Source organism: Enterococcus sp. DIV0236, from assembly GCF_050558525.1.
Taxonomy (GTDB): Bacteria; Bacillota; Bacilli; order Lactobacillales; family Enterococcaceae; genus Enterococcus; species Enterococcus faecalis.
This window is the reverse complement of the sequence record NZ_CP187891.1, coordinates 2,377,381-2,402,518: the sequence shown is the minus strand read 5'-3', so window position 1 is coordinate 2,402,518 and position 25,138 is coordinate 2,377,381. Positions and strand designations below refer to the sequence as shown.

General features: G+C 33.4%; 27 protein-coding genes. 23 read left to right on the top strand and 4 right to left on the bottom strand.

What is annotated here, in order from left to right; all coding sequences use genetic code 11:
- Together IGK27_RS11610 and IGK27_RS11605 are read left to right on the top strand one after the other, a co-directional pair.
- Positions 1 to 300 carry a PTS sugar transporter subunit IIB gene (locus IGK27_RS11610; protein ID WP_002367331.1) on the top strand — a complete coding sequence of 100 codons (300 nt, stop codon included), beginning with the start codon at positions 1 to 3 and terminating at the stop codon, positions 298 to 300.
- Positions 301 to 314: 14 nt separating this feature from the next.
- Positions 315 to 1,682, top strand: coding sequence for a PTS ascorbate transporter subunit IIC (locus tag IGK27_RS11605; protein ID WP_002355097.1), 1,368 nt, complete (start codon positions 315 to 317; stop codon positions 1,680 to 1,682).
- 64 nt (positions 1,683 to 1,746) lie between these two features.
- Here IGK27_RS11605 and IGK27_RS11600 read toward each other — a convergent pair whose 3' ends face one another.
- On the bottom strand, positions 1,747 to 2,721 hold the full coding sequence (locus IGK27_RS11600; RefSeq protein ID WP_010830663.1) for an alpha/beta hydrolase: 975 nt from the start codon (positions 2,719 to 2,721) through the stop codon (positions 1,747 to 1,749).
- 211 nt (positions 2,722 to 2,932) lie between these two features.
- On the opposite strand from IGK27_RS11600, the gene rbsR reads away from it, so the two are divergent.
- The 4 genes from rbsR to rbsU all read left to right on the top strand — a co-directional run bounded on the left by rbsR (position 2,933) and on the right by rbsU (position 6,256).
- The gene (gene rbsR / locus IGK27_RS11595; RefSeq protein WP_002414145.1) at positions 2,933 to 3,928 is read left to right on the top strand and encodes a ribose utilization transcriptional repressor RbsR; all 996 of its coding nucleotides are present in this window, start codon (positions 2,933 to 2,935) and stop codon (positions 3,926 to 3,928) included.
- Positions 3,929 to 4,019: 91 nt separating this feature from the next.
- A complete protein-coding gene (gene rbsK / locus IGK27_RS11590) occupies positions 4,020 to 4,937 on the top strand; it encodes a ribokinase (RefSeq protein WP_002397614.1) in 918 nt (305 codons plus the stop codon).
- Between the two features lie 15 nt (positions 4,938 to 4,952).
- Positions 4,953 to 5,348 carry a D-ribose pyranase gene (gene rbsD, locus IGK27_RS11585; RefSeq protein WP_002355102.1) on the top strand — a complete coding sequence of 132 codons (396 nt, stop codon included), beginning with the start codon at positions 4,953 to 4,955 and terminating at the stop codon, positions 5,346 to 5,348.
- Between the two features lie 20 nt (positions 5,349 to 5,368).
- Complete coding sequence (gene rbsU / locus IGK27_RS11580; RefSeq protein ID WP_002355103.1) at positions 5,369 to 6,256, top strand: ribose/proton symporter RbsU; 888 nt, start codon at positions 5,369 to 5,371, stop codon at positions 6,254 to 6,256.
- A 19-nt stretch (positions 6,257 to 6,275) separates the two neighbouring features.
- Here rbsU and IGK27_RS11575 read toward each other — a convergent pair whose 3' ends face one another.
- Positions 6,276 to 7,160, bottom strand: a complete 885-nt coding sequence (locus IGK27_RS11575) for a LysR family transcriptional regulator (protein ID WP_002365269.1) — start codon at positions 7,158 to 7,160, stop codon at positions 6,276 to 6,278.
- A gap of 107 nt (positions 7,161 to 7,267) precedes the next feature.
- Here IGK27_RS11575 and IGK27_RS11570 point away from each other — a divergent pair, with 107 nt between their 5' ends.
- The 4 genes from IGK27_RS11570 (at position 7,268) to IGK27_RS11555 (ending at position 10,383) form a co-directional block, all read left to right on the top strand.
- On the top strand, positions 7,268 to 7,849 hold the full coding sequence (locus IGK27_RS11570; RefSeq protein ID WP_002355105.1) for a DapH/DapD/GlmU-related protein: 582 nt from the start codon (positions 7,268 to 7,270) through the stop codon (positions 7,847 to 7,849).
- Positions 7,849 to 8,586, top strand: coding sequence for an SDR family oxidoreductase (locus IGK27_RS11565; protein ID WP_010818538.1), 738 nt, complete (start codon positions 7,849 to 7,851; stop codon positions 8,584 to 8,586). The genes IGK27_RS11570 and IGK27_RS11565 overlap by 1 nt, the downstream gene beginning before the upstream one ends.
- A 180-nt stretch (positions 8,587 to 8,766) precedes the next feature.
- Positions 8,767 to 10,077, top strand: coding sequence for an NCS2 family permease (locus tag IGK27_RS11560; RefSeq protein WP_033626364.1), 1,311 nt, complete (start codon positions 8,767 to 8,769; stop codon positions 10,075 to 10,077).
- 117 nt (positions 10,078 to 10,194) lie between these two features.
- Positions 10,195 to 10,383 carry an ArsR family transcriptional regulator gene (locus IGK27_RS11555; protein ID WP_010777944.1) on the top strand — a complete coding sequence of 63 codons (189 nt, stop codon included), beginning with the start codon at positions 10,195 to 10,197 and terminating at the stop codon, positions 10,381 to 10,383.
- A gap of 348 nt (positions 10,384 to 10,731) precedes the next feature.
- Here the strand turns inward: IGK27_RS11555 and IGK27_RS11550 are convergent, their stop codons facing one another.
- On the bottom strand, positions 10,732 to 11,568 hold the full coding sequence (locus tag IGK27_RS11550) for a helix-turn-helix domain-containing protein (protein WP_002361104.1): 837 nt from the start codon (positions 11,566 to 11,568) through the stop codon (positions 10,732 to 10,734).
- 137 nt (positions 11,569 to 11,705) lie between these two features.
- On the opposite strand from IGK27_RS11550, the gene IGK27_RS11545 reads away from it, so the two are divergent.
- The 8 genes from IGK27_RS11545 (at position 11,706) to IGK27_RS11510 (ending at position 19,179) form a co-directional block, all read left to right on the top strand.
- Positions 11,706 to 13,040 (top strand): trypsin-like serine protease, encoded by a 1,335-nt coding sequence (locus IGK27_RS11545; RefSeq protein WP_002361105.1) that lies wholly within the window; start codon positions 11,706 to 11,708, stop codon positions 13,038 to 13,040.
- A 1,206-nt stretch (positions 13,041 to 14,246) separates the two neighbouring features.
- A complete protein-coding gene (locus IGK27_RS11540) occupies positions 14,247 to 14,447 on the top strand; it encodes a hypothetical protein (protein ID WP_002365266.1) in 201 nt (66 codons plus the stop codon).
- 64 nt (positions 14,448 to 14,511) lie between these two features.
- Positions 14,512 to 15,342 (top strand): McbB family protein, encoded by an 831-nt coding sequence (locus IGK27_RS11535; RefSeq protein ID WP_002365265.1) that lies wholly within the window; start codon positions 14,512 to 14,514, stop codon positions 15,340 to 15,342.
- Positions 15,335 to 15,754, top strand: a complete 420-nt coding sequence (locus IGK27_RS11530) for a hypothetical protein (RefSeq protein ID WP_430596418.1) — start codon at positions 15,335 to 15,337, stop codon at positions 15,752 to 15,754. Before IGK27_RS11535 ends, IGK27_RS11530 begins: the two co-directional genes overlap by 8 nt.
- Before the next feature lie 219 nt (positions 15,755 to 15,973).
- Positions 15,974 to 16,951: a hypothetical protein gene (locus IGK27_RS11525; protein WP_010712829.1), complete on the top strand. Its 978-nt coding sequence runs from the start codon at positions 15,974 to 15,976 to the stop codon at positions 16,949 to 16,951.
- A 17-nt stretch (positions 16,952 to 16,968) separates the two neighbouring features.
- Positions 16,969 to 18,021 (top strand): YcaO-like family protein, encoded by a 1,053-nt coding sequence (locus tag IGK27_RS11520; RefSeq protein WP_430596417.1) that lies wholly within the window; start codon positions 16,969 to 16,971, stop codon positions 18,019 to 18,021.
- Positions 18,022 to 18,023: 2 nt separating this feature from the next.
- Positions 18,024 to 18,704 carry a hypothetical protein gene (locus IGK27_RS11515; RefSeq protein WP_002365261.1) on the top strand — a complete coding sequence of 227 codons (681 nt, stop codon included), beginning with the start codon at positions 18,024 to 18,026 and terminating at the stop codon, positions 18,702 to 18,704.
- On the top strand, positions 18,691 to 19,179 hold the full coding sequence (locus IGK27_RS11510; RefSeq protein WP_430596416.1) for an ATP-binding cassette domain-containing protein: 489 nt from the start codon (positions 18,691 to 18,693) through the stop codon (positions 19,177 to 19,179). Before IGK27_RS11515 ends, IGK27_RS11510 begins: the two co-directional genes overlap by 14 nt.
- Positions 19,180 to 19,637: 458 nt before the next feature.
- Here IGK27_RS11510 and IGK27_RS11505 read toward each other — a convergent pair whose 3' ends face one another.
- A complete protein-coding gene (locus IGK27_RS11505) occupies positions 19,638 to 20,078 on the bottom strand; it encodes a MerR family transcriptional regulator (protein WP_002401936.1) in 441 nt (146 codons plus the stop codon).
- An 82-nt stretch (positions 20,079 to 20,160) separates the two neighbouring features.
- Between IGK27_RS11505 and IGK27_RS11500 the strand changes: the two genes are divergently transcribed.
- From IGK27_RS11500 to IGK27_RS11480, 5 genes are all read left to right on the top strand, one after another.
- Complete coding sequence (locus IGK27_RS11500) at positions 20,161 to 21,165, top strand: alpha/beta hydrolase (protein ID WP_373465613.1); 1,005 nt, start codon at positions 20,161 to 20,163, stop codon at positions 21,163 to 21,165.
- Positions 21,166 to 21,178: 13 nt separating this feature from the next.
- Complete coding sequence (locus IGK27_RS11495; protein WP_002401938.1) at positions 21,179 to 21,928, top strand: carboxymuconolactone decarboxylase family protein; 750 nt, start codon at positions 21,179 to 21,181, stop codon at positions 21,926 to 21,928.
- A gap of 2 nt (positions 21,929 to 21,930) precedes the next feature.
- A complete protein-coding gene (locus IGK27_RS11490) occupies positions 21,931 to 22,518 on the top strand; it encodes an acyltransferase (RefSeq protein WP_002401939.1) in 588 nt (195 codons plus the stop codon).
- A complete protein-coding gene (locus tag IGK27_RS11485) occupies positions 22,511 to 23,149 on the top strand; it encodes a histidine phosphatase family protein (protein ID WP_010712825.1) in 639 nt (212 codons plus the stop codon). Before IGK27_RS11490 ends, IGK27_RS11485 begins: the two co-directional genes overlap by 8 nt.
- Before the next feature lie 339 nt (positions 23,150 to 23,488).
- The gene (locus IGK27_RS11480; RefSeq protein ID WP_010815604.1) at positions 23,489 to 24,967 is read left to right on the top strand and encodes a helix-turn-helix domain-containing protein; all 1,479 of its coding nucleotides are present in this window, start codon (positions 23,489 to 23,491) and stop codon (positions 24,965 to 24,967) included.
- Positions 24,968 to 25,138 lie beyond the last annotated feature (171 nt).

Below are 25,138 nucleotides of genomic sequence, written 5' to 3'. Positions count from 1 at the left end.
ATGAAGATTTTTACAGTTTGTCAAAGTGGTTTAGGAACAAGTTTTATGGTGCAAATGAATATCCAACAAATTTTAGAGGAAGTCGGTGTTGATACAGATAATTTTCAAATTGATCACACAGATGTCGGGAGTGCCAGTGGCGATATGGCTGATTACTTCTTTGTCGAAAAAACATTGCAAGATGCTTTAGGGTCAATTCCTGCTGAAAAAATCATTCCTTTAAATGCGATTATTGATTACGATGAAACGAAGGAGAAAGTCTTGAAAGTTTTAGATGACAATGGCATTGCACATCAATAAGAAGGAGGAAAAACATGGAAACTTTATTGAATTTATTTGTTTCAATTGTTAGCCAGCCAGCGATTCTGGTTTCATTAATTGCTTTGTTGGGATTAGTTTTACAGAAAAAGAAATTTTCTGATGTTGTTCAAGGAACGTTGAAAACATTCGTCGGCTTTTTAGTTTTAATTGGTGGCGCAGGGCTATTAGCGAACTCGTTAACGCCCTTTGCGGAGATGTTCCAAACCGCGTTAAATACACAAGGCGTGGTGCCTAGTAATGAAGCGGTTGTAGCGATTGCCTTGCAACAATATGGGACACCAACTGCTCTGATTATGTTGGTGGGCATGGTTGTTAATATTCTGTTGGCGCGTTTTACACGTTTTAAATATATCTTTTTGACAGGTCAAGCGATGATGTACGTTTCGTGTTTGACAGCCGTTATTTTAGTGGGGGCCGGTTTTAGCGTTAGTTTGCCAATGATTCTTTTAGGTGGTTTATTTGAAGGAACTTTATTAACAGTGACACCTGCTCTTTGTCAGCCCTTTATGAAACAAATTACTGGAAATGATAAAGTAGCAATGGGGCATACAGGGAATATTGGTTATGCGGCAAGTGGCTTTATTGGAAAAGTCTTTGGGAATAAAGAAAAGTCAACGGAAGATATTAAAATTCCTAAAAGTTTTGGTTTTTTAAGAGACTCAACCATCTCAATTATGATTTTGATGTCGATTGTCTATGTGATTTTGGCTTTGCTGGCTGGGACAGGCTATGTCGAGCATGAGTTAAGCAATGGCGAAAATGCGATTATCTTTTCATTAATTCAAGCAGGAACCTTTACGGCTGGTTTCGTAGTGGTTTTACAGGGTGTGCGGATGGTTTTAGGAGAAATTGTGCCAGCTTTCCAAGGAATTGCTAAAAAATTAGTGCCTAATTCTAAACCAGCACTTGATGTTCCCATTATCTTTCCTTATGCGCCAAATGCTGTCTTGATTGGGTTCTTTGTGAGCTTTATTGTGGGAACTATTTCAATGTTAGCGATGGTTGGTCTGAATACCACCGTGATTATACCAGGCGTTGTCGGGCACTTTTTCTGTGGTGCCGCGGCAGGTGTTTTTGGAAATTCCACAGGGGGACGTCGGGGAGCGATTTTAGGGGCTGCGTTTAATGGCTTATTAATTAGTTGGTTACCGTTATTTATTTTACCAGTCTTGGGTGATTTACAGTTAGCATCCTCAACGTTTGCGGATACAGATTATTTAATCCCAGGCCTATTTTTAGGCAAATTAGGTGAGGCAGGTCCGAGTCTTTTAGTAGGAGGAATCATTGCTTTTGTAGTGGTTGTTCTTTTGGCTAGCGCTGTTTTGACTATGCGGGAGAAAAAAGTCGCCGAAGAAAACTAAGTGTTTTGTTCTAAAAAAAGGCAAGTGGGACAGAAGTCGTTTTGACTTCTGTCCCATTTGCCTTTTACCATTGTTCTTGGATAAACTGTGCAATTTGTTTCCGCGCTTGTCGTCCTTCTGGCAAGTATTGTTTCATTGCGAAAACGTGTTGCATGCCAGGCACCAATCGGCAAGTATCTTGTGGTCGTGGCCCTAATTGTTTTAAAAATTGGTGATAGGAAGGGCAAAAAACTTCATGTGTGCCGCCCACGAAAAAAAGTGGCGGAAATTTTTGATAATCAAAGGACAAGCAATTTAAAGAAAGTGTGGCGTGATTGGCCGTGTCGTCAATCTCTTGGGCAATTAATTGTAAATAGTTCATGCCAATCATTTTGTCCTTTTTTTGATAACTTTTGGCAACAGGAATGTCTAAATGTCCATCTAACCAAGGAGAAATTAAAACAGCAGCTTTGGGTAAGCGTTCAGGGAAATCGGTGGCTAAATTCTGCAATACGTTTAAAACCAATGTGCCACCAGCAGAATCACCTAATAAAATAACATCTTCGGGATCATAATGCTGTAAAATTTCTTGATAAGCAGCATAGCAATGATTATAAATATCAGCAAAAGACTTATTTGGTGCTAATGGATATACAGGGATAAAATAATCTGTTGCAAAAGAGAGATCTTCAATTAGTTTATAACTAAAGTCTAATTGGCTATAGGCGAGATTCAATGTAAAGCCCCCACCATGCAGGTACAGTACAGCTTTCTTGGTAGGCGCAATAACGGAGTTTGACATGCGATACATCGTAGGAAATTGAGTCGTTTCTTGAAGAGGAAAAAGATGACGTAAATGTTTTGGCAAAGTTACTTGTTCATTTAATGATCGTTGCCAATGATAAAAAGCCTTGGTGACTTTCGGATTTCGTTCAAGACGAGCAATTTGGGAAAGACGTAAAGAATCTTCAAAAAGACAGGCTTTTAAGGATTTTTGACGAGAACGTGCGTGAAACAAATATGCGCTAGCTAACAACAAACCAATCGATTTCTTTTTCAATTAAGGCCCTCCATTCAGCAAAAAGTAAATCATTTTTTCTACAGTATAACATTTTAAAAGTAGAACAACGAAATTTGTTGAAGGGATGAAAGGACGGTTTAAACGAATGTACGTATTTATTTGTGGTTGCGTAAAGTAAATGATTGTAGTAAATTAAATGAGATTAAGAGGTCCGGTGAATGGGCGCGTTCACGGCAAGGAGAGAAGTAGGATGACAAATAAAAAGGTTACAATTAAAGATGTTGCCAATGACTCAGGTGTCTCCATTACTACCGTTTCACAAATTTTAAACGGGAATGGGGCACGGTTTAGTGGGAAAACGGTCGAAAAAGTATTGGCTGCAAAAGAGCGATTAAACTATCAGCCCGACTATTTTGCGCAACGTATGGTGATGAAAAAAAGTAAGACGATTGGCGTAATCGTACCTGACATTACCAATCCATTTTTCGCGCAATTGATTCGAGGAATTGAGAGTGTTTTATACAAAGAAAATTTTATACTGATGTTATGCAATGCGGACCAAGATGTTACAAGAGAACATGAATATTTAACAGAGTTGATTCGTCGCAGTGTCGATGGTTTTGTGATTGCAAGTTCTGAAATTTCCAATCAAACGATTAATGAAACGCTACGTGCGAAAAAGATTCCGTTTATTGTACTTGACCAAAAAAAAGCAGAAGGCTTTAGCGACGCTGTTTTGACAGACGATTATAGAGGTGGGCAACTAGCAGCAAAGCATTTACAAGAGCAACGACATGAACAAGTCATCGTGGTAATGCCGCCACATGCGCCAGTCAATATTCAGCAACGTTTAAAAGGTTTTTGTTCTGTTTATACGGAAAAGGTCCAGTTAATCGAAACAGAATTATCAAAAACTGGCGGCTACCAAGCTGTCCCCGAAATTTTAAAAACAGAGAGCACCGGAATTTTTGCTATCAATGATGAAATTGCTTTTGGTTTATATCGAGGATTAGCAGAAGCGGGCAAAAAAATTCCTGAGGATTATAGTATTATTGGTTATGACAATGTTGATATGTGCGAGTATGTTTCGCCGCCGCTAACAACAATTGCTCAACCTGTTTTTCAATTGGGGCAAACTACGGCGACTTTATTATTGGAAAGAATCCATCAGCCTGCAAAAGATTGGGAGGAGCAAACCTTGCCGGTCCAACTGATTGAACGATTTTCGACAGCACCCTTGAAATAGCTTTCAAGGTGTGCTATATTTTTGTTGTGGAATTAAAACGTTTTACTAAAACGTTTTAATTAGAATGAAAAAATAAATTTTATTGAGGTGGATGAAAATGAACGCGGTTACAATTATCGGAAGTATCAATTTAGACACAACATTAAGAGTCAAAGAAATGCCAAAACCAGGCGAAACAATTCACGCCATTGAACATTTTACAGCAGGTGGTGGTAAAGGAGCAAACCAAGCAGTTGCAGCGAAACGTTCAGGCGCAGAAACATATTTTATTGGTGCTGTGGGAAATGATGGCGCTGGAGCTATGATGACTGATTTAATGAGTCAAGATGAAATTAATTTAACTGGGGTCACCACTTTAGAGAAAACAGCTACTGGCCAAGCCTTTATTATGGTAGATAACGCTGGTGAAAATAGCATTATGATTTACGCGGGAGCCAATAACGCCTTTACGCCAAAACAAGTACAGGAACATCAAGAAATTATTGAAAAAAGTGATTTTGTGATTGCCCAATTTGAAAGTGCGATTGATAGTACGATTGCAGCGTTTAAAATTGCTAAAAAAGCAGGTGTCAAAACGATTTTAAATCCCGCACCTGCGTTAGAGCAAGTTCCTGAAGAATTACTAAACGTGACAGATATGATTGTACCAAATGAAACAGAAACTGAAATTTTAACAGGCATTAAAATCACAGATGAAGCGAGTATGCGTAAAGCCGCAGAAGCACTTCATCAATTAGGGATTGAAGCAGTAATTATTACAGTAGGTAGTAAAGGCGCCTTTTATGACGTCAATGGACGAAGTGGTATTGTGCCTGCTTTTAAAGTGAAAGCGGTTGATACAACGGCTGCTGGCGATACTTTTATTGGCGCATTAAGTAGTATATTAGAAAAAGATTTTAGCAATTTGGAAGAAGCTATTCGTTATGGAAACAAGGCGTCCTCGTTGACTGTTCAACGTTTTGGAGCCCAACCTTCGATTCCTTATCAACACGAATTGGTAGACAAATAAAAAGGAGCGAGCGACATGAAAAAAACAAAAGTTATTAATTCAGATATTTCCCGCGTCATCGCACAAATGGGTCATTTTGATAAATTAAGTATTGGTGATGCAGGCATGCCAGTGCCTCGGACTACAGAAAAAATTGATTTAGCAGTTACCAATGGCGTCCCTAGTTTTATGGAAGTTTTAAACAATGTCCTTGAGGAATTGGCAGTTCAACGAATTTATTTAGCAGAAGAAATTAAAACAGAAAATCCTGACATGTTGACAGCAATTAAAACTCGTTTACCAGAAACTCCCATCAGTTTTATTCCTCATACAGAAATGAAACAAGAATTAAACAACTGCCATGCATTTATTCGGACGGGGGAAATGACTCCTTACGCAAATATTTTATTAGAAAGTAACGTTGTCTTTTAAACGAGAGAGGGGAAATAAAGATGAATGCGACTGCATTATTAATCGGTTTAGGACCGCTTTTAGGTTGGGGGCTTTTCCCAACAATCGCTTCCAAAATTGGTGGTCGTCCAGTGAATCAAATTCTTGGTACCAGTTTAGGAACATTAATTTTTGCCGCTATTTTTTCAATGATTAATGGTTTGGCTTTTCCAGCGGGCATGGATTTATTCTTTTCAATTTTATCTGGTGTCGGTTGGGCCTGTGCGCAAATCATTACGTTTAAATGCTTCACGATGATTGGTTCATCACGTGCCATGCCAGTAACGACCGCGTTCCAACTTTTAGGTGCTTCTCTCTGGGGTGTCTTTTTCTTAGGAAACTGGCCAGGTGCGACAGCTAAATTGTTAGGCGCATTTGCCTTAGTGCTAATCATGATTGGTGCCAAAATGACGGTCTGGTCGGAAACGGAGTCCGCTGAGAGTGCTGGGATTATGAAAAAAGCAGTTCTTCTATTAGCCGTTGGTGAAATCGGCTATTGGGCGTACTCTGCAGCACCACAAGCGACGGCAATTGATGGCATGCATGCCTTTTTACCACAAGCAATAGGCATGGTAATTGTGGCAGTTATTTACTCAGCAGTTGTCACTATTAAGGGTGGGGAAACATCCCCATTTATAGAAGCTGTTTCTTACAAACAAATTTTTTCAGGCTTTTTCTTCGCCTTTGCAGCGTTAACTTATTTAATTTCAGCGCAGCCAGATATGAACGGCTTGGCAACTGGCTTTATTCTATCCCAAACATCAGTTGTGCTTGCAACGTTGACAGGTATTTGGTTCTTAGGTCAAAAGAAAACAGCCAAGGAAATGACCGTAACGATTATCGGCTTAGTTTTGATTTTGGCAGCAGCTACGATCACAGTGATGATTTAAAAAAGTATTCAACGACCTATTATTCAGGGCGTTGAATACTTTTTTTTATTTGTTCTAAAAATAATGCAGCAGCTGTGGAAAGAACCGTATTTTTGCGCCAAATTAAACTAATTTTGGCTGTTAAAGCAGGATATAGCGGGATAAAACGTAAATTTGTTTGCTTTGTTTCTAGAATACCATCAATGCTTAGGGCGCTACCTAGCCCAGCTTCTACCATCAGTGAAGCGTTGTAAAGTAAGTTGTAGGTCCCAACGATTCGGAACTGATCTAGACTTGCTTCGAGCCAATCAGAGAGTTGGCTCGGAACTTGTGCTTGTCGAGAAATAAATAAAGGTTCTTCTTTTAAATCGGCTGCAGTAATAACATTTTTAGTGGCTAAGGGATGGTCCTTTACAGTAATTAAGCCCCATGTATCTACAATTGGTAATGTTAAATAGCTATATTTTTGTTTAGGTGCAGGCTCAATAATTAAACCAAAATCTAATAATCCTTTGTCTAGCCGTTCTATTACATCATCTGCATTCCCACTGTATAAATGAAGGTGAATATCAGCTGAGTGCTGGCTTGTTATTTGTTGTAGTGCATTCGCTAAAAAAGACATAGCTTTTGTTTCGCCGCCACCAATCGTGATTTCGCCATTAATGAATTCATTTTGCGACAAGTTGGTGACTGTTTTATTCGCTAAGCTTAAAATATCTTGCCCTTGTTTAGCTAAATATTCTCCTTCAGGTGTTAATTGTATTTGTCGATTTCCTCGTATAAATAATGTCACGCCTAATTCTTCCTCTAATTCTTTTAATTGCTTAGATAATGTTGGTTGTGATACATGCAATTGTTTGGCTGCGCCACTAATCGTTTTTTCTTGGACCACTGCTAAGAAATAGTGAATCACTCGTAATTCCATTACTTTCCCTCCTATAACTAAAACGCATACTTATCTATTTATTATAAGTATTAGACAGAGGAGTTGTCACGTATTACGATAAATTTAGCAAAAGGAGGCGATTAGGAATGCTTACAAAAAATCTCCAAGAACTAATTGCAACAGGCAGCATTGATAAAGATGAACCACTATTTCAACTTATTCATCAGATTCAAGAGGAAAATAGTCGCTATTTAATAGAATTAAATCAACAAGCCTATACACATAATGAAGTAAGGAATCTTCTTGCCACGATTATCCAAGACAAAATTGACGAAACCGTTACGATTTTATTGCCTTTTTATACAGATTTTGGACGCAATATACATTTTGGTAAAAATATTTTTATTAATCGGGCAGCTATGTTTGTTGATTTAGGGGGCATTATAATTGAAGACAATGTTTTAATTGGTCCGCGCGTTAATCTCTTAAGTGTCAATCATCCGGAACTGCCAATGAAACGGCGAGGCGTATTGCTAGCACCAATTACCATTAAAAAATTTGCGTGGTTAGGCGCGGGTGTCACTGTTTTACCAGGTATTACGATTGGTGAAAATGCTATCGTAGCAGCTAATGCGACTGTAACTAAAGATGTGCCAGCTAACGCTATTGTTGCAGGAACACCAGCTAAAATTATTCGTTGGATTCAGGAAGATAAGGAGGAAATATAATGAAATCATTATCAGAAAAAGTTATTGTTATCATGGGCGCTTCCAGTGGCATCGGTGAGGCAACAACCCGTTTACTTGCCAGAAAAGGAGCGAAGTTAGTCATTGCAGCACGTCGACAAGAACGTTTAATTGCTATAAAAAAAGAACTTCCTGAAGCAACGATTCTCGTGCAACAAGCAGATGTAACGAAAGAAGAGGAAGTTCAGCGTGTAATCAAGCTTACAATGGAAAAATATGGACGAATTGATGTTCTTTTTAACAATGCAGGAGTTATGCCAACGGCGCCTCTTATTGAAGCACCAAAAGGAGAATGGCGTCAAATGCTAGATATTAATATTATGGGTGTTTTAAATGGCATTGCGGCAGTTCTTCCAATTATGGTTGAACAAAAATCAGGGCAGATTATTGCTACTGATTCTGTGGCAGGACATGTCGTTTATCCAGATTCGGCTGTCTACTGTGGAACAAAGTTTGCTGTTCGAGCAATTATGGAAGGATTGCGACAAGAACAAAGAGAGAATAACATTAAATCAACAATTATTTCACCAGGTGCTGTACAAACAGAACTTTATCAAACAATTTCTAATCGAGTAGTAGCTGAAACGTTACATCTAGAACAGTTAAGTTGGGGCTTAAAGGCGGAAGACATTGCGCAAGCAGTGGTCTTTGCCATAGACACGCCAGATCGTATGTCAATCAGTGAAATGGTTGTTCGCCCGACCACACAAACGATTTAATTTAAAAAGTATTCCTAGAAAGGAATACTTTTTTTAATCGTGATTGTTCGTTTTTTACAGAATTTAGAATTTGATATTTACTTATTTGTTGGTTTATTATATGATTAAACACGTTGTTTCATTAATAAATTGAATATTTTACGAACATTGTAAAATGTTTAGATTTTAGGAGGACGGAACATGAAAGAAAAAATAAGTTCATATTTTGAACTTGAACAATTGAATACGAATATGAAACGAGAAATGTTAGCTGGTTTCACCACATTTATCTCAATGGCGTATATTTTGTTCGTTAATCCAACCGTACTTGGTGCTTCTGGCATGGACGAAGGCGCTGTTTTTACTGCCACCGCTTTAGCGAGTGCCTTAGGTTGTATTTTAATGGGTGTGTTGGCGAAATATCCGATTGCGACAGCACCAGCTTTAGGAATTAATGCATTCTTTGCTTATTCAGTCTCTGTTGGTATGGGGATTCCTTGGCAAACGACATTAGCAGGCGTTTTTGTGGCTTCATTGATATTTATTTTAATTACAATTTTTAAATTACGCGAGCTAATTATTGATGCAATTCCTGCAGACTTGAAATTTGCCATTTCAGGTGGGATCGGGTTGTTTATTGCTTTTCTTGGTTTAAGCCAAGGTGGCTTAATTGTGGCTAATGATGCGACACTCGTTGGCTTAGGACCTTTGAATGTTGGTTCAACGTGGGTTACCATTGTCGGCTTAGTCGTAACTGCAATTTTGTTAGTTCGTCGAGTACCGGGTGGTATTTTTATTGGGATGGCGATTTCAACGATTGTTGGTTTAGCGACAGGCGTTATTCAAATGCCTGATAAGATTATTTCAAGCGCGCCAAGTTTAGAACCAACATTTTTAGTGGCGTTAGGACATGTGAAAGATATTAATACGATTCAAATGTGGGTCGTGGTTTTAACGTTCCTATTAGTAACATTCTTTGATACGGCTGGTACGTTGGTGGGCTTAGCCAATCAAGCAGGTTTTATGAAGGACAATAAAATGCCGCGTGTGGGGAAAGCTTTAGCCGCTGATTCAACAGCGATGTTAGCTGGTTCTCTATTAGGGACATCGCCAGTTGGTGCATATGTCGAATCATCTGCGGGGATTGCTGTGGGTGGTCGTTCAGGAATCACAGCTATTACAACCGGGATTTTATTTATTTTCAGTTTGCTATTTTCTCCTTTGTTAGCAGTTGTCACTTCGCAAGTTACAGCACCAGCGTTGATTATTGTTGGTGTTTTGATGGCACAATCCTTAAGCAAAATTAAATGGAACGAGATGGAAATTGCGATTCCTTCCTTCTTAATCTTGTTAGGAATGCCATTGACATACAGCATTTCAGATGGGATTGCCTTAGGCTTTATCTTCTATCCAATTACAATGATTGCGGCAAAACGCGGGAAAGAAGTTTCGCCAATTATGTATGGCTTGTTCTTTGTTTTTGTCGGATTCATGTGGATCCTGAATGTTTAAATAACTATTGGTCTGCTGAATCGTTTGATTCAGTGGGCTTTTTTGTAGTCAATTAGTACATATAGATACTCATTTATATTTTTACATAGAGGGATATCGATATAAAGAAGGAGAAAAATGAATTACAAAGAAACCAGTAATTTTTTACAAGTATCGTCGGAACCAAATCGCTTGGAGATTGTAGCTTTATTTTCTTATGGTACTTTGTGTTTTTGCAATGTGTTGACACATTTTGAATTTATACAGCCAACATTTTCTCATTATATGAAAGTACTCGAAAAAAGCTGGAATTGTCTCTGTTATTAACAAAGAGTAATGGTAGGACTTGTTATGATTGACTAGGCTTGTTGTATTGCGAAGATTATAGATTGGAGTGAATTAGTACAAGGAGATAATGAAGACTCTACTGATTTGGTAGTGTCTAATTCGCTTTTTCCATTTTTTACTCCGTGTCTGTTAGTGTGATTTCTCTGTAATGATACAAGCTTTGATAAAGTAATTCTCATTATAAAAAATTTGAAGGTCATTTTAACGTAGTCTGCAAATAAAAAAACAGTAATGCTGATATATGATTAGACAGTACTTTTTTTAAGTATTTAATTGCTAATGTAAATATTTGAGAATACTTAGATGGTTGGCATGTTAGAAAATTAATTAATTTTTGAACTTTTTTAATTCTGAGGAAAGATAGGAAAACATTATTTTGTCTTCTGTAATTTTTAATATTTCCATACCTTTATCAATTTTGGTTTGATCATTTTCGCAGAAGCCTGTTCTTACTAATCCAACTGCTAAAAAATCGTATCGTTTTTTTTCTAGAGCTAAATCTACTAGTTTACTAGAAATATAGCAACACTTTTCATAGTTATTATAATATAAAAATAAAGTTGATAAATTTTTTAAAATTGACAGATTTAAATCTGTACAGTAATGAAAATCATTGTACTTAGTTATTTCTTTTAGTATTCTAAGACCTGCGTTGTAAGCAATCTCTCTAGGGAGTACAAAAAGAATACTGTTAATCAATTTTAATTCAATTAAATACCATTGCTCCATTTCTGCCAAGCGCTTCCAAATAATTAGAATTTCAGAATTATCTGAATCATTATCTGGAACAATCGTTTGAAATTTTAATGAATTTTTTAGAATAACCGTTATATCAAAAATTAATTGGTCATATTGTTTCTTTAAATACAATTCTCCTAAATGGATGATTTTAATTACTTGATTAGTAGATAAATCATCAACGATAGAAAAATATTTAGCTAATATTAGCTGTTTTTCCTGAAACTTAAAATTATTACAAACATAAAGAAATTCATCAAAACTCATATCTATTTTGTTTAATAAGCATATAGCTGTATGAAGTGTAACAGAGTTTTTTTCATTTTCAAATTTAGATAGAGCAGTTCGAGATATTATTTCTTGGCAAACATATACTTGAGTAAAGTTTTTGTTACTTCTTATTTGTCGAAAATATTTTCCAAACAAAGAAGCAGCCCCCTTTTTTTATGAAATTTATATGTGAAATAAGTTTACAATATATTATATAAAAACTTTTTATTAGTTACAATATGATTAAGGTTTTTTAATCAAATAGGTTATAAAAAAAATAAAGGAGTTTTTTTATGAAAAAGAGTAATTTAGTTTTTGGGATATTATTGTGTTTTATTAGTTTTAGCAGTGTTAAGGTTCATGCACAAGACGCGTTAGATACAGTTTATGATGATGGAACACTATCTGAATTTTCTATTCAAGAAACACTATCAGAAGTAGTTGATACAGAAGCAGTTGATGTTAATTCAGTATCAGAACAAGGATTTATTCCTGAAATTCCTGCCAATGCTACATACATTTCAGATAGAGAAGAAGCTATAACGTCTGAACCTAGTGCAGAAAAAATTTTAGGAACTGATAATAGAAAAATAGTTAGTAATACAACTATAGATCCATATAAAAAAATAGCGTTTTTATTAATTACTTATCCGAATGGAAAAAAATTTATTGGTAGCGGTAATCTAGTCTCTTCAGATACAGTATTGACGGCAGGTCATTGTCTTTATGATAAGGATATGGGGGGATTTGCAAAATCTATTGCGGTATATCCAGGGTATAACGGCAATTACGCTCCTTTTGGTGTCGCCTATTCAAAGAAATTAATGACAGTTAGAGCATGGGTGGATTCATCTAGCCCACAGCATGATATCGGTGCTATAAAATTAGACAGACCTATTGGAAGTAAGGTTGGTTGGTTTGGATTGACAACGAATCCAACATCTCCAATTACACTATCTGGGTATCATGGAGATTTAAATCGAAAAATGGGGACAGAAACAGGAAATATTTCGAGACTTACAACTAACAATGTTTACTATCAATTAGATTCAACAGGTGGTTCTAGCGGTAGCGGGGTATATAATAATAACAAACAAATTCTAGCAGTCCATGCTTATGGATCAAATTATGGAAATTATGGTACAAGAATAAATACAGATAAGCTTAATGTGGTAAAATCGTGGATTACTTTAAATCCAGTAGCCCCAACAAACACTACTGGTGTAAATTATAATAGCCATGTTGCTGAATTAGGGTGGCTTGTCAATGTCGCTAATGGAGGTACTTCAGGAACTACAGGACAAAACAGACGTATGGAAGCAATAAAAATTAATATCAATGATTCTAAATTTGCAGGTTCAATTCAATACAGAACGCATGTTAAAGACAAAGGATGGCTGAATTGGGTTTCGAATGGCACCGTCTCAGGAACTACAGGTCAGAAGAGACAAATGGAGGCAATTCAGATTAAATTAACAGGTGAGTTGTCGAGTGCTTATAATATTCAGTATAGAACACATCTTCAAAATAAGGGTTGGACAAGTTGGGTTTCGAATGGTGCTACCTCGGGAACTACAGGACAAAATAGACAAATGGAAGCAATTCAAATTAGATTAGTTAAAAAGTAAAAAAGCTACTGTAGTTATTTAGCTAATTTAAAAAAATGAAGGGTTAGTATCTTGTTGTAAACTAGGCACAACTAAGAGGTGTTAACAACTGGAATATTATTTTTGCTGTTAACAAAAATAAACATAGTGCTAAGGGAAATATGTTTGATGACATAAAGTTAAACTTATTTAAAGTCAGAAAGTATTAAAATAAGTATCTACGGGTAATGCTGAGAAAGTATTACTCGTTTTTTGTTTGGCTTGAAAATCTTAGGTTGTACCGAGGTTCAGGAAAGCCCTCAGAGAGGTATAAAAAGTGTATAAGCGACAAGCTGAGATAGGATTCTTGACTCCTACATCAATCAATAAAAAATAAGGGTACCTAGTTTCGTTGCTTGTTTAAAAAGATTAAGTAGCAGATTAGCTAACATTAGAAAAAAATAGGAAGAGATAAAAGAGATTATTTAATAATTAGTATGTAAAAGTGGTATAAGATAAGAGGTAGCCTATTTAGAAAACTTATCGGATTGTGGACGGTAAAAGAGACTTTCATCCGCAGAGTAAATTTGATTAGTTTTAAAGGAATAAAAAGTTTTTTAATCATAAGCACTAGAAAAACGCCCCTTATTTGATGTATAATTTGCAAAGACATTGACCTGTGAAGATACAGGAACAGAGAGGAATTAATTGAGTGAAGTATACAGAAATTATGATTTCAGGTAGTAGTTTCTGTTGAAATGTATTGAGAATACTGGTTTTTAATGTCTTTTTTCGTACAGTAAATAAGTTCAAAAAGCAATGATTGTTAGCTCTTGTGTTAGCGGTTGTTGCTTTTTAAATACTTAAATATGTTTTGTTATTAAACAATATGCTTTCCTTATAGTAAGTATCAATTCATAAAACTAGGTATTCACAATTGTTATTAAAGAGGTAAAATCCGAAAATATGCGAATATGCATTGTATATTATAATTTTAATGTGATAAAATAAATATTTTAAAAAATAATTTTTGTTAGAATTTTCATTGATATAAAAATAGAAAAATTAATGATAGTTGTTTTGTTATTAATTTTTTTGTTTTTGTTGTCTAATCAAAGACTTTTAGATTTTTCAGTATAAAAATACGTTTTTTAATTAGAATAAGATGAGTTTTTGCTTGAAAAATGATTGGATAGTGGTAAAATAATTTCATCAATATTGATAAAATTATAACGGAGGTGTATTAAAATGAATGTTGAAGAAGTTTTAGTGTCGCAAAAAACCCCAAATGCAATTAATGAAGAGACTGAATTATATGGGTTTGGGTATGGTTCTGTCGTTGAGAACATTACTGTCTCTAAAGGTGGAGGCGGTGGTGGAGGCGGCGGCGGTGGCTGTTGTTGTTGTTGCTGCTGTTGTTGTGGGGGTGCCACAGGATTAGAAGAATAGAAACTTCATAAGGTAAGTGGACGCACTTACCTCTTTACATACTCAAGTAAAAAGGAGTGAAAAAATGTATAAAGTAAACCCTTTTATATGGCATGATCTTAGTGAAAAAGAAACATTCTTTCAAACAAAACTATCTTCGATAATTATTACTAATAAAAATTTAGTTAGAATGTTAAAAGATTTAGAAAAAAATGAAGTAATAAATTTTGAGGAATCTCTATTATCCAATTATTTTAGGAGCAACATGATTAATAATGTACTGGTCTTTTTAGAAGAAAATAAATTAATTAAAAAGCTAGATATAGAAAATAATAAGGTTAATGAGGTTTTGGTATATACTGATGATTCTGAATTTTCTGAATTATTCGATTACGTGTTTTCCGAAAAATTTACAATTAGTCATCAGAGCAGTATTTCCCACTTAGAATCTAAAAATATGGATGGTAAATTGCTTATAGTATTTTTAAAGGCTTTCAATTTTAAAGAATATGAAAATATTGTAAATATAGCCAAGGAAAAGAATGTAGTCATTAAAATAATTTTTAGCTATAATCATCATATTTATTTTTCGAATTTCTATAAAAGGGAATGGTACAATCCATGTCCAATATGTTTTTTTTCTGAACTAGAAAGCCAATTAAGAGGAGAAATAACTTCTGATACAGCTAATTTTCAGACAATTATAGATTTACTTTATACAAAATCACAAAATTTTGCTATAGAATACCCGTTGCAAAAGGATGATTATTTTACGATAGTTTATACCATAATGAGGAATTTGGATAGCGATTTAATGAAATGTGACTTAGATGAAGTTTTATCTATTGATTTAAATAATCATTTAGTTACAAAAGATATTGCTTATCATTGGGGGTATTGTGATTGCTATGAGTGATTATTATTGGAATGAATATAAGAATGTACTATTAGATGAAGCATATTTAATTGATACGTTAAAATATCAACAAAGGGTAGTGAATAAACAAGTAGAAGAGAATAATTTAGATGAATTGAGCGATGTTTTAGGTCTTTATAATGTGAAATACTCGGATATTAGGTTAGCGGTATATCCTTTTGATGAGTTACCTGTCTTTATAAAAACGTTAGTTAGTGATTTACAAAAAAATTATGCTTCCTTTATATATAAAGTTAGTATGCCAATACTAGCCATAACAAAAAAAATAGGGAATGTAAATACTGGTTGTTATTCTTTTGATTTTAAAAATAATTTTTTGATTCTATATGAAACTGATGTAACTAAGATTAGAGAAATAGTAAATGATAAACTGGTATTAGCTTTTTTTTAAACATAGAGGATGCAATTTGTTTATATAAAAAAAAGGCGTACACAAATGGTATAAAAGAAATTGGTTATGTTTCTAAAAGCAGTCAATTAGCGATTAGTAAAGAAAAAAACATAATAATAAACGAAATGCTAGTACCAGAGCAACAACTGACAAATGGATTAGGTATAAACTTGAGAAAATGTTTGTTAATGGAAGCTTTAATTTTAGAGGTGTTAACTAATGATATTCACGAATAAAAGTTCCTACGGTGTGAAAAGTGATATGTTTTTATCAAATATAAATATTGGATATGTGAATTTTTCACGTGTCAAGATTAAGCAAGGAACGACAGCAGGTAGTGCTTTCTCAGTTGACGAAAATAAACAGTTATCACTTATTAAAAGTTATAATGAATATTTAGAAAGACTTTTCTTAGGGATACCATTAAGTACAAATAAAACTATTTCTTCTGTAAATTTAGAAAAAAATATTGTAAGTAGCAGAAAATATTCAGAATTTGGATATGGAAATCATGAGTTTGGATTTAATGATACGACAGGAACTTCATCTGGAAAACTTTCAGAAGTAATAATCCAAAAGGCACTAACAGAATTGATTGAGAAAAATGAAGTATTTTGTTTTTGGTATGGTTTGAAAGGGGAAAAGTTAAAACAAGATAAAGAAATTCATGACTTAATTAATGATTATAATTTTATTTCAAATATGTTTAAAATTTATGTAGTTCGTGAACTTAGTAATTATTCAACAGTGATCGTGATGGGGTTTTTAGAAGGGAAATTACTAACCTCAGGTGTATGTTGTAGTATTACTATGGAACAATCTCTAATTTTGGCCTTGAAAGAAGCTAAGGGAATAGAGTGGCAAACTTTTAATAATCCCTTAGCAAAAGCAAATAAATTTTCTGATAAATTGCATAAAAAAATTTTAAAAAAAGTAAAGTTTATGGATGAAACATACAAAGTTATTACAAAAGATTCTATACAAGCTACGAAATACATTGAAACTGCTGATTGGATTAACCATGTTGAGATATCCGTAATTGGAGATGACATAAATAGAGGAGTTAAAACAATAAAATGTATATCCAAACAGTTACTAAATTCTGTACCAATTAAGATAAACATTGAAAGACAAAAAGATAAAGAGATTATTAAGAGATATTTAATTGATTATTCTATTGATTGTCCTATCCAATGATAGAAAGGAGAATACTTTTGAAAGGTTTTTTAAGAAATAAGGTGAATTTTGTTTTAAATGAGGATTTATTTATGTCACATCACTATAACGTATATATAGAAAAATATTCTAAAAGACCTATCAAAGCCTATGAGGTTGATTTAAAGAATAAAAGGCAGCATATTCTTTCAACTTTAGGAGAGTATTTGGAGCGAGAAACACTCATCAACGAAAATTCACCAAAAGAGCATACGGTTATTGCTACGAATTTAATTGATGGAAGCATTAAACAAGTTAATCTTGATATGATTTTGTTTAAGAATAGTTTTGTTGATTCTTCTGGTATGGCCTCGCATAAAAAATCAAAGCCATTAATATGGACAGCGTATAAAGAATTCTTTGAAAGACAGAGCTATATTACTAACTTCTTGTTTCATACTAAGGCTCAGCAATTAAATATAGATAAGATAGAAGAAATAAAAAAAATAGACAGATATTTGACTAATTATTTAGACAATGTCAAATATTATAATATATCTTTAAGTAAGAACCTTTACGTGGTACTTGCCGTTGGGTATGGTGAAAAATACAAAGCAGTGGGTTTGGGAACTAGTCAATCAGCAAGAAAAGCAGTAATAAAATCACAAAAAGAAATATTACAATATTTTGCTACATCGCATTCAAAATATAAAGAAGGAAAAGTTAGTCAAGGCTCTGGATTAGTAATTGACAATAAGGACATTTATCATGACTATTTTGATAGATTGAGCTCGAAAGAAGTTAAAGATTTATATGCATATCTTGAAGGTAGTGAATTTATTATTCTGAATAATGAAGAGAAAATAGAAAAAGTTAGTCATACATTTACTATCAAAAATATAAGTAATTCTCTTAATATGTATCCGTATATTACAATGTTTGAAAATAATCATGCTAAGAATGTGAAAGTAGTGAAGGTATTTGACCCAAAGTGGTTCCCCAACATGGCACCAAGAAATTTTTCGAAAGAAATAATATTAAATGTAGAGAATATATTAAAATTAAAAAAAAAAATTTTTCAGAACTGTTACCATTTCCGTAAGGAGGAGTGAAAATGTTTATCTCAGTTAAATCATATGCATTGTTTAATATTAAAATGTTACTGAAAGATAAAATTCCTTTATTGTGGTCAATAGCCTTACCTGTAATTACTTTTTTTATGAATTATAGAAGTGTAACAAATGAATGGGAATTGGCATATTGGTGGGTATATATTGTTGTTTGTTCCTATGTTTATGGAGTAGGAGTTTACGCATTACAATTAAAGGAATATGGAAGCTTAAAAACAATTTTTTCAATAAATAATTCACCTTGGGCATTTTTTTTAGGCAATCTATTGACGCAAATTATGTTTAGCTTTATCAGTGTAAACTTACTTAATTTAATTGTGGTTATTTTACTACCATTATCGTTTCTCCGTCTTTTTTTATATAGCTTTATTACTATTATAGCGTGTTTACCAGTTGCATTTTTTAGTTACAATTTAACTCTAATAAAAAAAGTGCATGCTAATACTATAAATTCAATATTTACAATGCTAATTTTTGGTTTATTTATATTGTTAAATACGAATATAGAGTTAAATAAATATAACCCTCTGTCAATTTTATCTAATGTTTTAATTGAACATAAAAATATGGATGTCTTCAAATATGTTACTTTTTCAATATTTTTAGTTTTTATTAGTATGTATTCTATAGTTAAATTTGAACCGATTTCAAATGAAAGAAGGTAAAGCTATGATCGAAATAAAGGATTTAAATATTCCTTATGTAGATAAAAAAATAAGTATGAATATTTTAAAAGAGTATAATTTATTTACTGGTGATAATGGTAACGGAAAAACCTTACTATTAGATTACATTTCAGGAGTAAAAAAGGCAAAAAGAACTGTAATTAAGGGGAATGAAAGTATCATATATATTAATCAAAACATATATTTTTCTGATCGTTTATCAGGAATGGACTTTCTGAAATTTAGTTATGGTTTGGACGGAAAAAAAAGTATTCAATCTTTTTATCAATTAAGCGATAAAATTCTTAAGCGTGAAGATATTGATAAGTTGCTTAAAAAACAATGGGGAATGCTTTCAGGAGGGGAAAAAAAGTTCCTTTATGCTCTTATTTTGATGTCTTTAGAAAGAGAATGGTATATTTTAGATGAACCGTTTGCTTTTGTAGATAAGAAAAGAAAAAAAAATGTTATATAAGATTATAGATATTAAGATATCAGAAGATAAGGGTATTATTTTAACTACTCATGAAGAAGATGAAGTAGTATTAAAATCAGTTAGCAAGGTTTTTGAAATATAACTGTAAGAAGTAGTGTCATCATTTTAGAATATTTAATGTTGTACGATAAAAGAATGAATTATAATAAGCTCAGACTGTAGTTTAAATTATAGTAAATATAAAATAATTATGTTTTTGTATAGTAGTTTTTTTGGAAAGTATAGATAATACTGGTTTTTAATGTTTTTGTTTGTATAGTAAATAAGTTCAAAAAGCAACGATTGTTAGCTCTGCTGCTAGCAGTTGTTGCTTTTTGAACTTATTTAAATAGTGTAGTCTATGAAAATTAAAGTGCTAGTGACAAATCTACTCTACTAATTTAAATAACGTTTGTTTTTTGTTTAGATTAACTCATTAAATGTACAATCGTTTCAAATTAATGAGAGTTTTCGTAATAAAGTTTTACCTCTTTTGGTAAGTTATTTGGAATTTTTGATTTAACAGCCACCTCGTTCCCTTGCTTAAGGACTTCATCGTAGTACCAGCATTTAAATTTAATCATATCAAGAACTTTTTCCATTTGTCGCAATTCTTTTTCTACGCTTACTTTTTGTCGTTCAAATAGTTCTTTTCGAATTTTGAAAGTTTCTGACCCTAATTTTGTCCATTTCATAAATTGTTTAATATCTTTAATTTCTAATCCAGATTTCTTCAAACACTCAATCACTCTTAAAGCTTCAATTTCGTTATTAGAAAATTTTCGAATACCGGAAACACGCGTTATTTCAGGAAATAATCCTTCTTTATCATAATAGCGGAGAGTTGAAACTGGAATGTTAAACATTTTTGATATTTCGCCGATTGAATATGCTGTCATAGCTCCTCCTGAAAAATTTTTATAATCAGACTTGACCTAAAGTTAAGTTTAGGTAGTAAGATTGTATTATTAAAAAAATTAAATGTCAACTATAGGAGGGAAAGCAAGGATGCTAGAAGATACTACAATGATTCAAAAATGGGATAAGGTATTCCAAAAAAGCGATAAGGTTAATCATCGTAAAGTGACTTTTACTAATCGATTTGGAATAGCTCTAGTTGCTGATTTATATGAACCAAAAAGACAAGCGGAAGAGTTTCCTGCAATTGCTGTGTGCGGTCCGTTCGGGGCAGTTAAAGAACAATCATCAGGACTTTATGCTCAAACAATGGCAGAACGGGGCTTTTTGACGATAGCTTTTGATCCGTCATTTACTGGAGAAAGTGGAGGGATCCCACGTAATGTTGCTTCTGGCGATATTAACACTGAGGATTTCCAAGCGGCTGTTGATTTCTTGTCGGTCCAAAAAAATGTTGCTCAGGATAAAATTGGAATTATTGGTATTTGCGGTTGGGGCGGCATGGCACTAAATGCAGCTGCAATTGATACAAGAGTAAAAGCAACCGTTGTTTCGACTATGTATGATATGTCTCGTGTAACAGCTAATGGTTATTTTGATTCTATTGATGTAGATGGTCGATATGAAATGCGTCAACAACTCAATGCACAACGTATTGAAGATTTCAAAAATGGGGATTATGCTCGTTCGGGTGGTGTTCCAGATAGTTTGTCAGAAAGTGCGCCTTATTATATTAAAGATTATTTCGATTATTACAAAACAGACCGCGGCTATCATAAGCGATCGTTGAACTCAAATGAAGGTTGGAATATGACGTCTGCTCTTTCATTGTTAAATACTAAATTTCTGTCTTATAGTGATGAGATTTTTAGTGCGGTGTTAATTATTCATGGTGAAAAAGCTCATTCTCGATATTTCGCAGAAGACGCTTTTAAGAAGTTGCAAGGAGATAACAAGGAGTTGCTAATTATTCCTAAAGCAACACACACTGATCTCTACGACAAAATAGACATCATTCCATTTGATAAAATGACCGAATTTTTTTATCAAAATTTGGAAGTAAGATAGGAGGAATTTGTAAATGATTGAGAAACAAACTGCTGGAAGAGATGTTTTAGGTGAATTTGCACCCAAATTTGCTGAGCTGAATGATGATGTGTTGTTTGGTCAAGTATGGGCAAGAGAAGATAAACTTTCTTTGAAAATGCGTTCTATTGTGACAATAACGGCGCTCATTTCAAAGGGAGTTATCGATTCATCTTTGAACTATCATCTGGAAACTGCTCGGAAAAATGGTGTAACTAAGACAGAAATGGCTGAATTATTAACACATCTTTCATTTTATGCAGGATGGCCGAATGCTTGGGCAGCGTTTCGATTGGCGAAAGAAGTGTATGTGGAGGACCATAACAAAGAAGAACATGGGGGATTGTTTGGTCAAGGGGAATTAAACACAGCTTATTCAGAATACTTTATTGGTCAAAGTTATTTGAAACCATTGACTGATCCAAAAGAAACAGTGTTTATTGCCAATGTCACGTTTGAACCAGCTTGCCGTAATAATTGGCATATTCATCATGCGAAATCAGGAGGAGGCCAAATCTTGATATGCGTAGATGGTGAAGGTTGGTATCAAGAAGAAGGAAAAGAAGCACAAAGCCTGAAGCCAGGGGATACCATTACAATACCTGCCAATGTAAAGCATTGGCACGGTGCAAAGAAAGATCGGTGGTTTAGCCACTTAGCGATTGAAGTGCCTGGGGTAGAAACATCAAACGAATGGCTAGAGCCTGTTAAAAATGAATTTTATGATAATCTAAAGGAGTGTTAATAATGAAAGTAAGTATTGAAGATGTTATTAATGGGTACAGAAGTGATGCTCCTGTTGATTTAGAGCGAGATGCGTATGCTGAGGAGCTTTATCAAGAAGCGATAAAAATTGGAATAGAAATGAATACCAAGTATCATTCAGAAGAGGAATTACGAGAAATTATGAGTTACTTGATTGGAAAAAAAGTAGATGAAACTTTTCGTATATTTCCACCTTTTTATACGGACTTTGGTAAAAACATTACACTTGGCAAAAATGTCTTTATAAACTCAGGGACGCATTTCCAAGACCAAGGTGGGATTGTGATTGGTGATGGTGTATTTATAGGACATAATGTAGTACTTGCTACAATTAATCACGACCTATTTCCAAAGAATAAACGTAAAAATCATTATGCGCCAATTGTGTTAAAAAATAACGTATGGATTGGTTCAAATGCTACGATTACTTCAGGTGTAACGATTGGTGAGTGGTCAGTAGTTGCAGCAGGTGCGGTCGTCACAAAAGATGTTCCACCCTACACTGTAGTAGGTGGCGTTCCCGCTCGTGTGCTAAAATTAATAGATAAGGAAGAGGATGGTAATGATTGATAAAACAACAAAGTCAAAAGCAGATGAGACTGATAATATGAAGAAACTTTATCTTATGCGACATGGTGAAACGCTATTTAATAAATTAGGGAAAATTCAAGGAGCAAGTGACTCACCTTTGACTGAAGTAGGAATAAAACAAGCAAGAATTGCAAAAGAGTACTTCCAAAATCGTAATATTAAATTAGATGCTTATTATTCCTCTACACAAGAGCGTGCATCAGATACACTAGAGATAATTATAGGAAATAAAAAATATAAGCGAATGAAGGAACTAAAAGAATGGAATTTTGGTATATTTGAAGGAGAAAGAGAATATTTAAACCCTAAAAGACCTATTGGGGAAACTTCATATGGTGATTCTTTTGTGCCTTATGGCGGAGAGTCTTCAAAAGTGGTGCAGGAAAGAATAAACGAAGGACTTACTAAAATTATGGAACAAGAAAACAATCAGAACGTTTTGGCAGTTAGCCATGGGGGAGCTATGTATCTATTTATTCAAAAATGGCTAGCGTATGAAAAAGTTTCGAAGATAAAATTTTCAAATTGTTGTATTTTAGAGTTTGGGTATAAAAATAATAGTTTTGTATTTTTACAAGCGATAAATCATGATTTCTCTAATTTAGTTTAAATGTTTTTTTATGTATAATTTTTGGATGTAAATATTTTCCTTTTTTCAAAAGAAGATTAACTATAAATCATCCGTACACGATTGAACAAACATACACTCTTAATGTTTGTTCAATCGTGTATTTTAGTATGAATAATATTAGGTCTCATTTAAATAACTTACAAAATTGATATATGTTTAAATCTTTTTATCTATTGTATTAGGACTACACATCAAGTATAGTGGTTGATGTTCTAAAATTTTGTTGATTTAGTACTTCGTATTTGAATCCTATCTTTATTGGAATCTTATTTTTGGTATATACAACTCAAAATATAGCTGATAAGAAGGAGAATTTATATGAAACTAGATAAATTAAAAAATCTTGTATTAAGCCAAACGCAATTAAAGAGCTTGGTTGTAGTTTATAATCTGTATCCTAGAGGCAAACAAATGAATGAGCTGGAAAACCTCTGCCAAGTTTCTAAAAATGAATTAAAGAGAGTCCTAAAAGTATTGGATGAAGAAGTCAAAAGCCTTCACTTCTTTGATAAGGTTAACAATATAATAGTAGTTAAAGATAAGTTTGTTTCATTTAATTCTGAAATAAATGAGGCAACTTATACAATGTTGCTTATGCAGTTAAGAAAAAAATATTTACTTTCTTCAAGTGTTTACAAAGCATTGCTATTCGTATTAGAGCAACGCTATTTTTGTTTGCAAGAATTAGCTGATCACTTGTTCTATAGTGATTCTTATACTTATAAAATAATAAAAAGATTGAAAAATTTTTTCTATTACTTAGAAACAGATTTAAAATTAGTGAAAGTTAATAAATCTGATCTCTATCTTGAGGGGAGGGAATCTTCTAAAATAATTTTCCACTATTTATTAGTCATGTTGGTTTCCCATGAAAATGATTGGGTATTTCAAGACAGTGAAAAAGAAGTGGTGTTGTCTTACCAGCCCACAAAAATTTTAGATAGCTTAGAGTTACTCAGCGACTGTAATAGAGATAAAATTTTGAATCTTTTAGCAATCTATAAAATAACCTCTCACGTTAAGGACCCCTTATTTTGCCTATCTAAAAATATTATTGAAATAGGTGAACTGATGGATAACGATGGTGAATTTCCATTTTATATAAATCAAACTGTCGACGTATTAAATGATAATCGAAACCTTCATTTCTTATTCATGGTTCATTATTTCATACAAGAATTACGTGATAGAAATCAGAAAATTCTAGTTGGAAAGAATTATACGACACTTGAAAAAAATGAAATCATACAAACGTGTATGTATTTTCTAGAGGATATAAAACAAAACTTTTCGATATCTCAAGATTGTTACTATGAACTGCTATATACGTTATGTAAAAGGTTAGTTGTTGTTCATCATTTAGGGTTGCACCAGTTTATGTTTGAGAGACATACTGTAGAATTTAAAGGTGTTGTTGATAGGCGTGTTGAAGTATTATTTGATAAATATTTTTATGGTTATCAAAATGAAAGGTCATACGCAAAATTAAAATATAGCCTAATTCCTTTAGTCACTAGTTATGTGAAGTTAGCTGTGGAACAGCCTCTAAAAATATACGTTGAATTCCAACATCATTCAGAAGACAGAATGATTGTTGTAAATGCATTAAAACACAGATATAGTACAAAAATTTTAGAAATAGTGGAAAGTTATGAATTGGCAGATATTATTATTTCTGATACCCCTTCGATCTCTTTTAAAGAAAAAACTTATTTTTTAATTCGTCATGCTTTAGATCCACATACTTGGTGTTCTTCCATCGTTGAATATGTTAACAGTATTTTAAATACTAAATAAATTTAAGCGAAACCTCAATTAATAAATTTGAGGTTTTTTTGTGTATCAATATACAGCTGCACCTTACTAGTTATCACAGAAGACTAGTCTTTCGACTTAGACTATCAGACAGGTTTTTATCCAAAAAGTAACAAAACTAAAAAAAACAAGATAAGACTTTGGCGGAAAAAG

Excerpts from the sequence above, each read along its gene's own strand:
- IGK27_RS11525 (WP_010712829.1), top strand. The coding sequence starts at position 15,974 with ATGATATTCACGAATAAAAGTTCCTACGGTGTGAAAAGTGATATGTTT.
- rbsK (WP_002397614.1), top strand. The coding sequence starts at position 4,020 with ATGAAAATGAACGCGGTTACAATTATCGGAAGTATCAATTTAGACACA.
- rbsD (WP_002355102.1), top strand. The coding sequence starts at position 4,953 with ATGAAAAAAACAAAAGTTATTAATTCAGATATTTCCCGCGTCATCGCA.
- IGK27_RS11540 (WP_002365266.1), top strand. The coding sequence starts at position 14,247 with ATGAATGTTGAAGAAGTTTTAGTGTCGCAAAAAACCCCAAATGCAATT.
- IGK27_RS11535 (WP_002365265.1), top strand. The coding sequence starts at position 14,512 with ATGTATAAAGTAAACCCTTTTATATGGCATGATCTTAGTGAAAAAGAA.
- IGK27_RS11485 (WP_010712825.1), top strand. The coding sequence starts at position 22,511 with ATGATTGATAAAACAACAAAGTCAAAAGCAGATGAGACTGATAATATG.
- IGK27_RS11605 (WP_002355097.1), top strand. The coding sequence starts at position 315 with ATGGAAACTTTATTGAATTTATTTGTTTCAATTGTTAGCCAGCCAGCG.
- IGK27_RS11510 (WP_430596416.1), top strand. The coding sequence starts at position 18,691 with ATGAAAGAAGGTAAAGCTATGATCGAAATAAAGGATTTAAATATTCCT.
- IGK27_RS11545 (WP_002361105.1), top strand. The coding sequence starts at position 11,706 with ATGAAAAAGAGTAATTTAGTTTTTGGGATATTATTGTGTTTTATTAGT.
- IGK27_RS11495 (WP_002401938.1), top strand. The coding sequence starts at position 21,179 with ATGATTGAGAAACAAACTGCTGGAAGAGATGTTTTAGGTGAATTTGCA.
- IGK27_RS11505 (WP_002401936.1), bottom strand. The coding sequence starts at position 20,078 with ATGACAGCATATTCAATCGGCGAAATATCAAAAATGTTTAACATTCCA.
- IGK27_RS11565 (WP_010818538.1), top strand. The coding sequence starts at position 7,849 with ATGAAATCATTATCAGAAAAAGTTATTGTTATCATGGGCGCTTCCAGT.
- IGK27_RS11515 (WP_002365261.1), top strand. The coding sequence starts at position 18,024 with ATGTTTATCTCAGTTAAATCATATGCATTGTTTAATATTAAAATGTTA.
- IGK27_RS11570 (WP_002355105.1), top strand. The coding sequence starts at position 7,268 with ATGCTTACAAAAAATCTCCAAGAACTAATTGCAACAGGCAGCATTGAT.
- IGK27_RS11560 (WP_033626364.1), top strand. The coding sequence starts at position 8,767 with ATGAAAGAAAAAATAAGTTCATATTTTGAACTTGAACAATTGAATACG.
- IGK27_RS11555 (WP_010777944.1), top strand. The coding sequence starts at position 10,195 with ATGAATTACAAAGAAACCAGTAATTTTTTACAAGTATCGTCGGAACCA.
- IGK27_RS11480 (WP_010815604.1), top strand. The coding sequence starts at position 23,489 with ATGAAACTAGATAAATTAAAAAATCTTGTATTAAGCCAAACGCAATTA.
- rbsR (WP_002414145.1), top strand. The coding sequence starts at position 2,933 with ATGACAAATAAAAAGGTTACAATTAAAGATGTTGCCAATGACTCAGGT.
- IGK27_RS11530 (WP_430596418.1), top strand. The coding sequence starts at position 15,335 with ATGAGTGATTATTATTGGAATGAATATAAGAATGTACTATTAGATGAA.
- IGK27_RS11575 (WP_002365269.1), bottom strand. The coding sequence starts at position 7,160 with ATGGAATTACGAGTGATTCACTATTTCTTAGCAGTGGTCCAAGAAAAA.
- IGK27_RS11610 (WP_002367331.1), top strand. The coding sequence starts at position 1 with ATGAAGATTTTTACAGTTTGTCAAAGTGGTTTAGGAACAAGTTTTATG.
- IGK27_RS11500 (WP_373465613.1), top strand. The coding sequence starts at position 20,161 with ATGTCAACTATAGGAGGGAAAGCAAGGATGCTAGAAGATACTACAATG.
- IGK27_RS11490 (WP_002401939.1), top strand. The coding sequence starts at position 21,931 with ATGAAAGTAAGTATTGAAGATGTTATTAATGGGTACAGAAGTGATGCT.
- rbsU (WP_002355103.1), top strand. The coding sequence starts at position 5,369 with ATGAATGCGACTGCATTATTAATCGGTTTAGGACCGCTTTTAGGTTGG.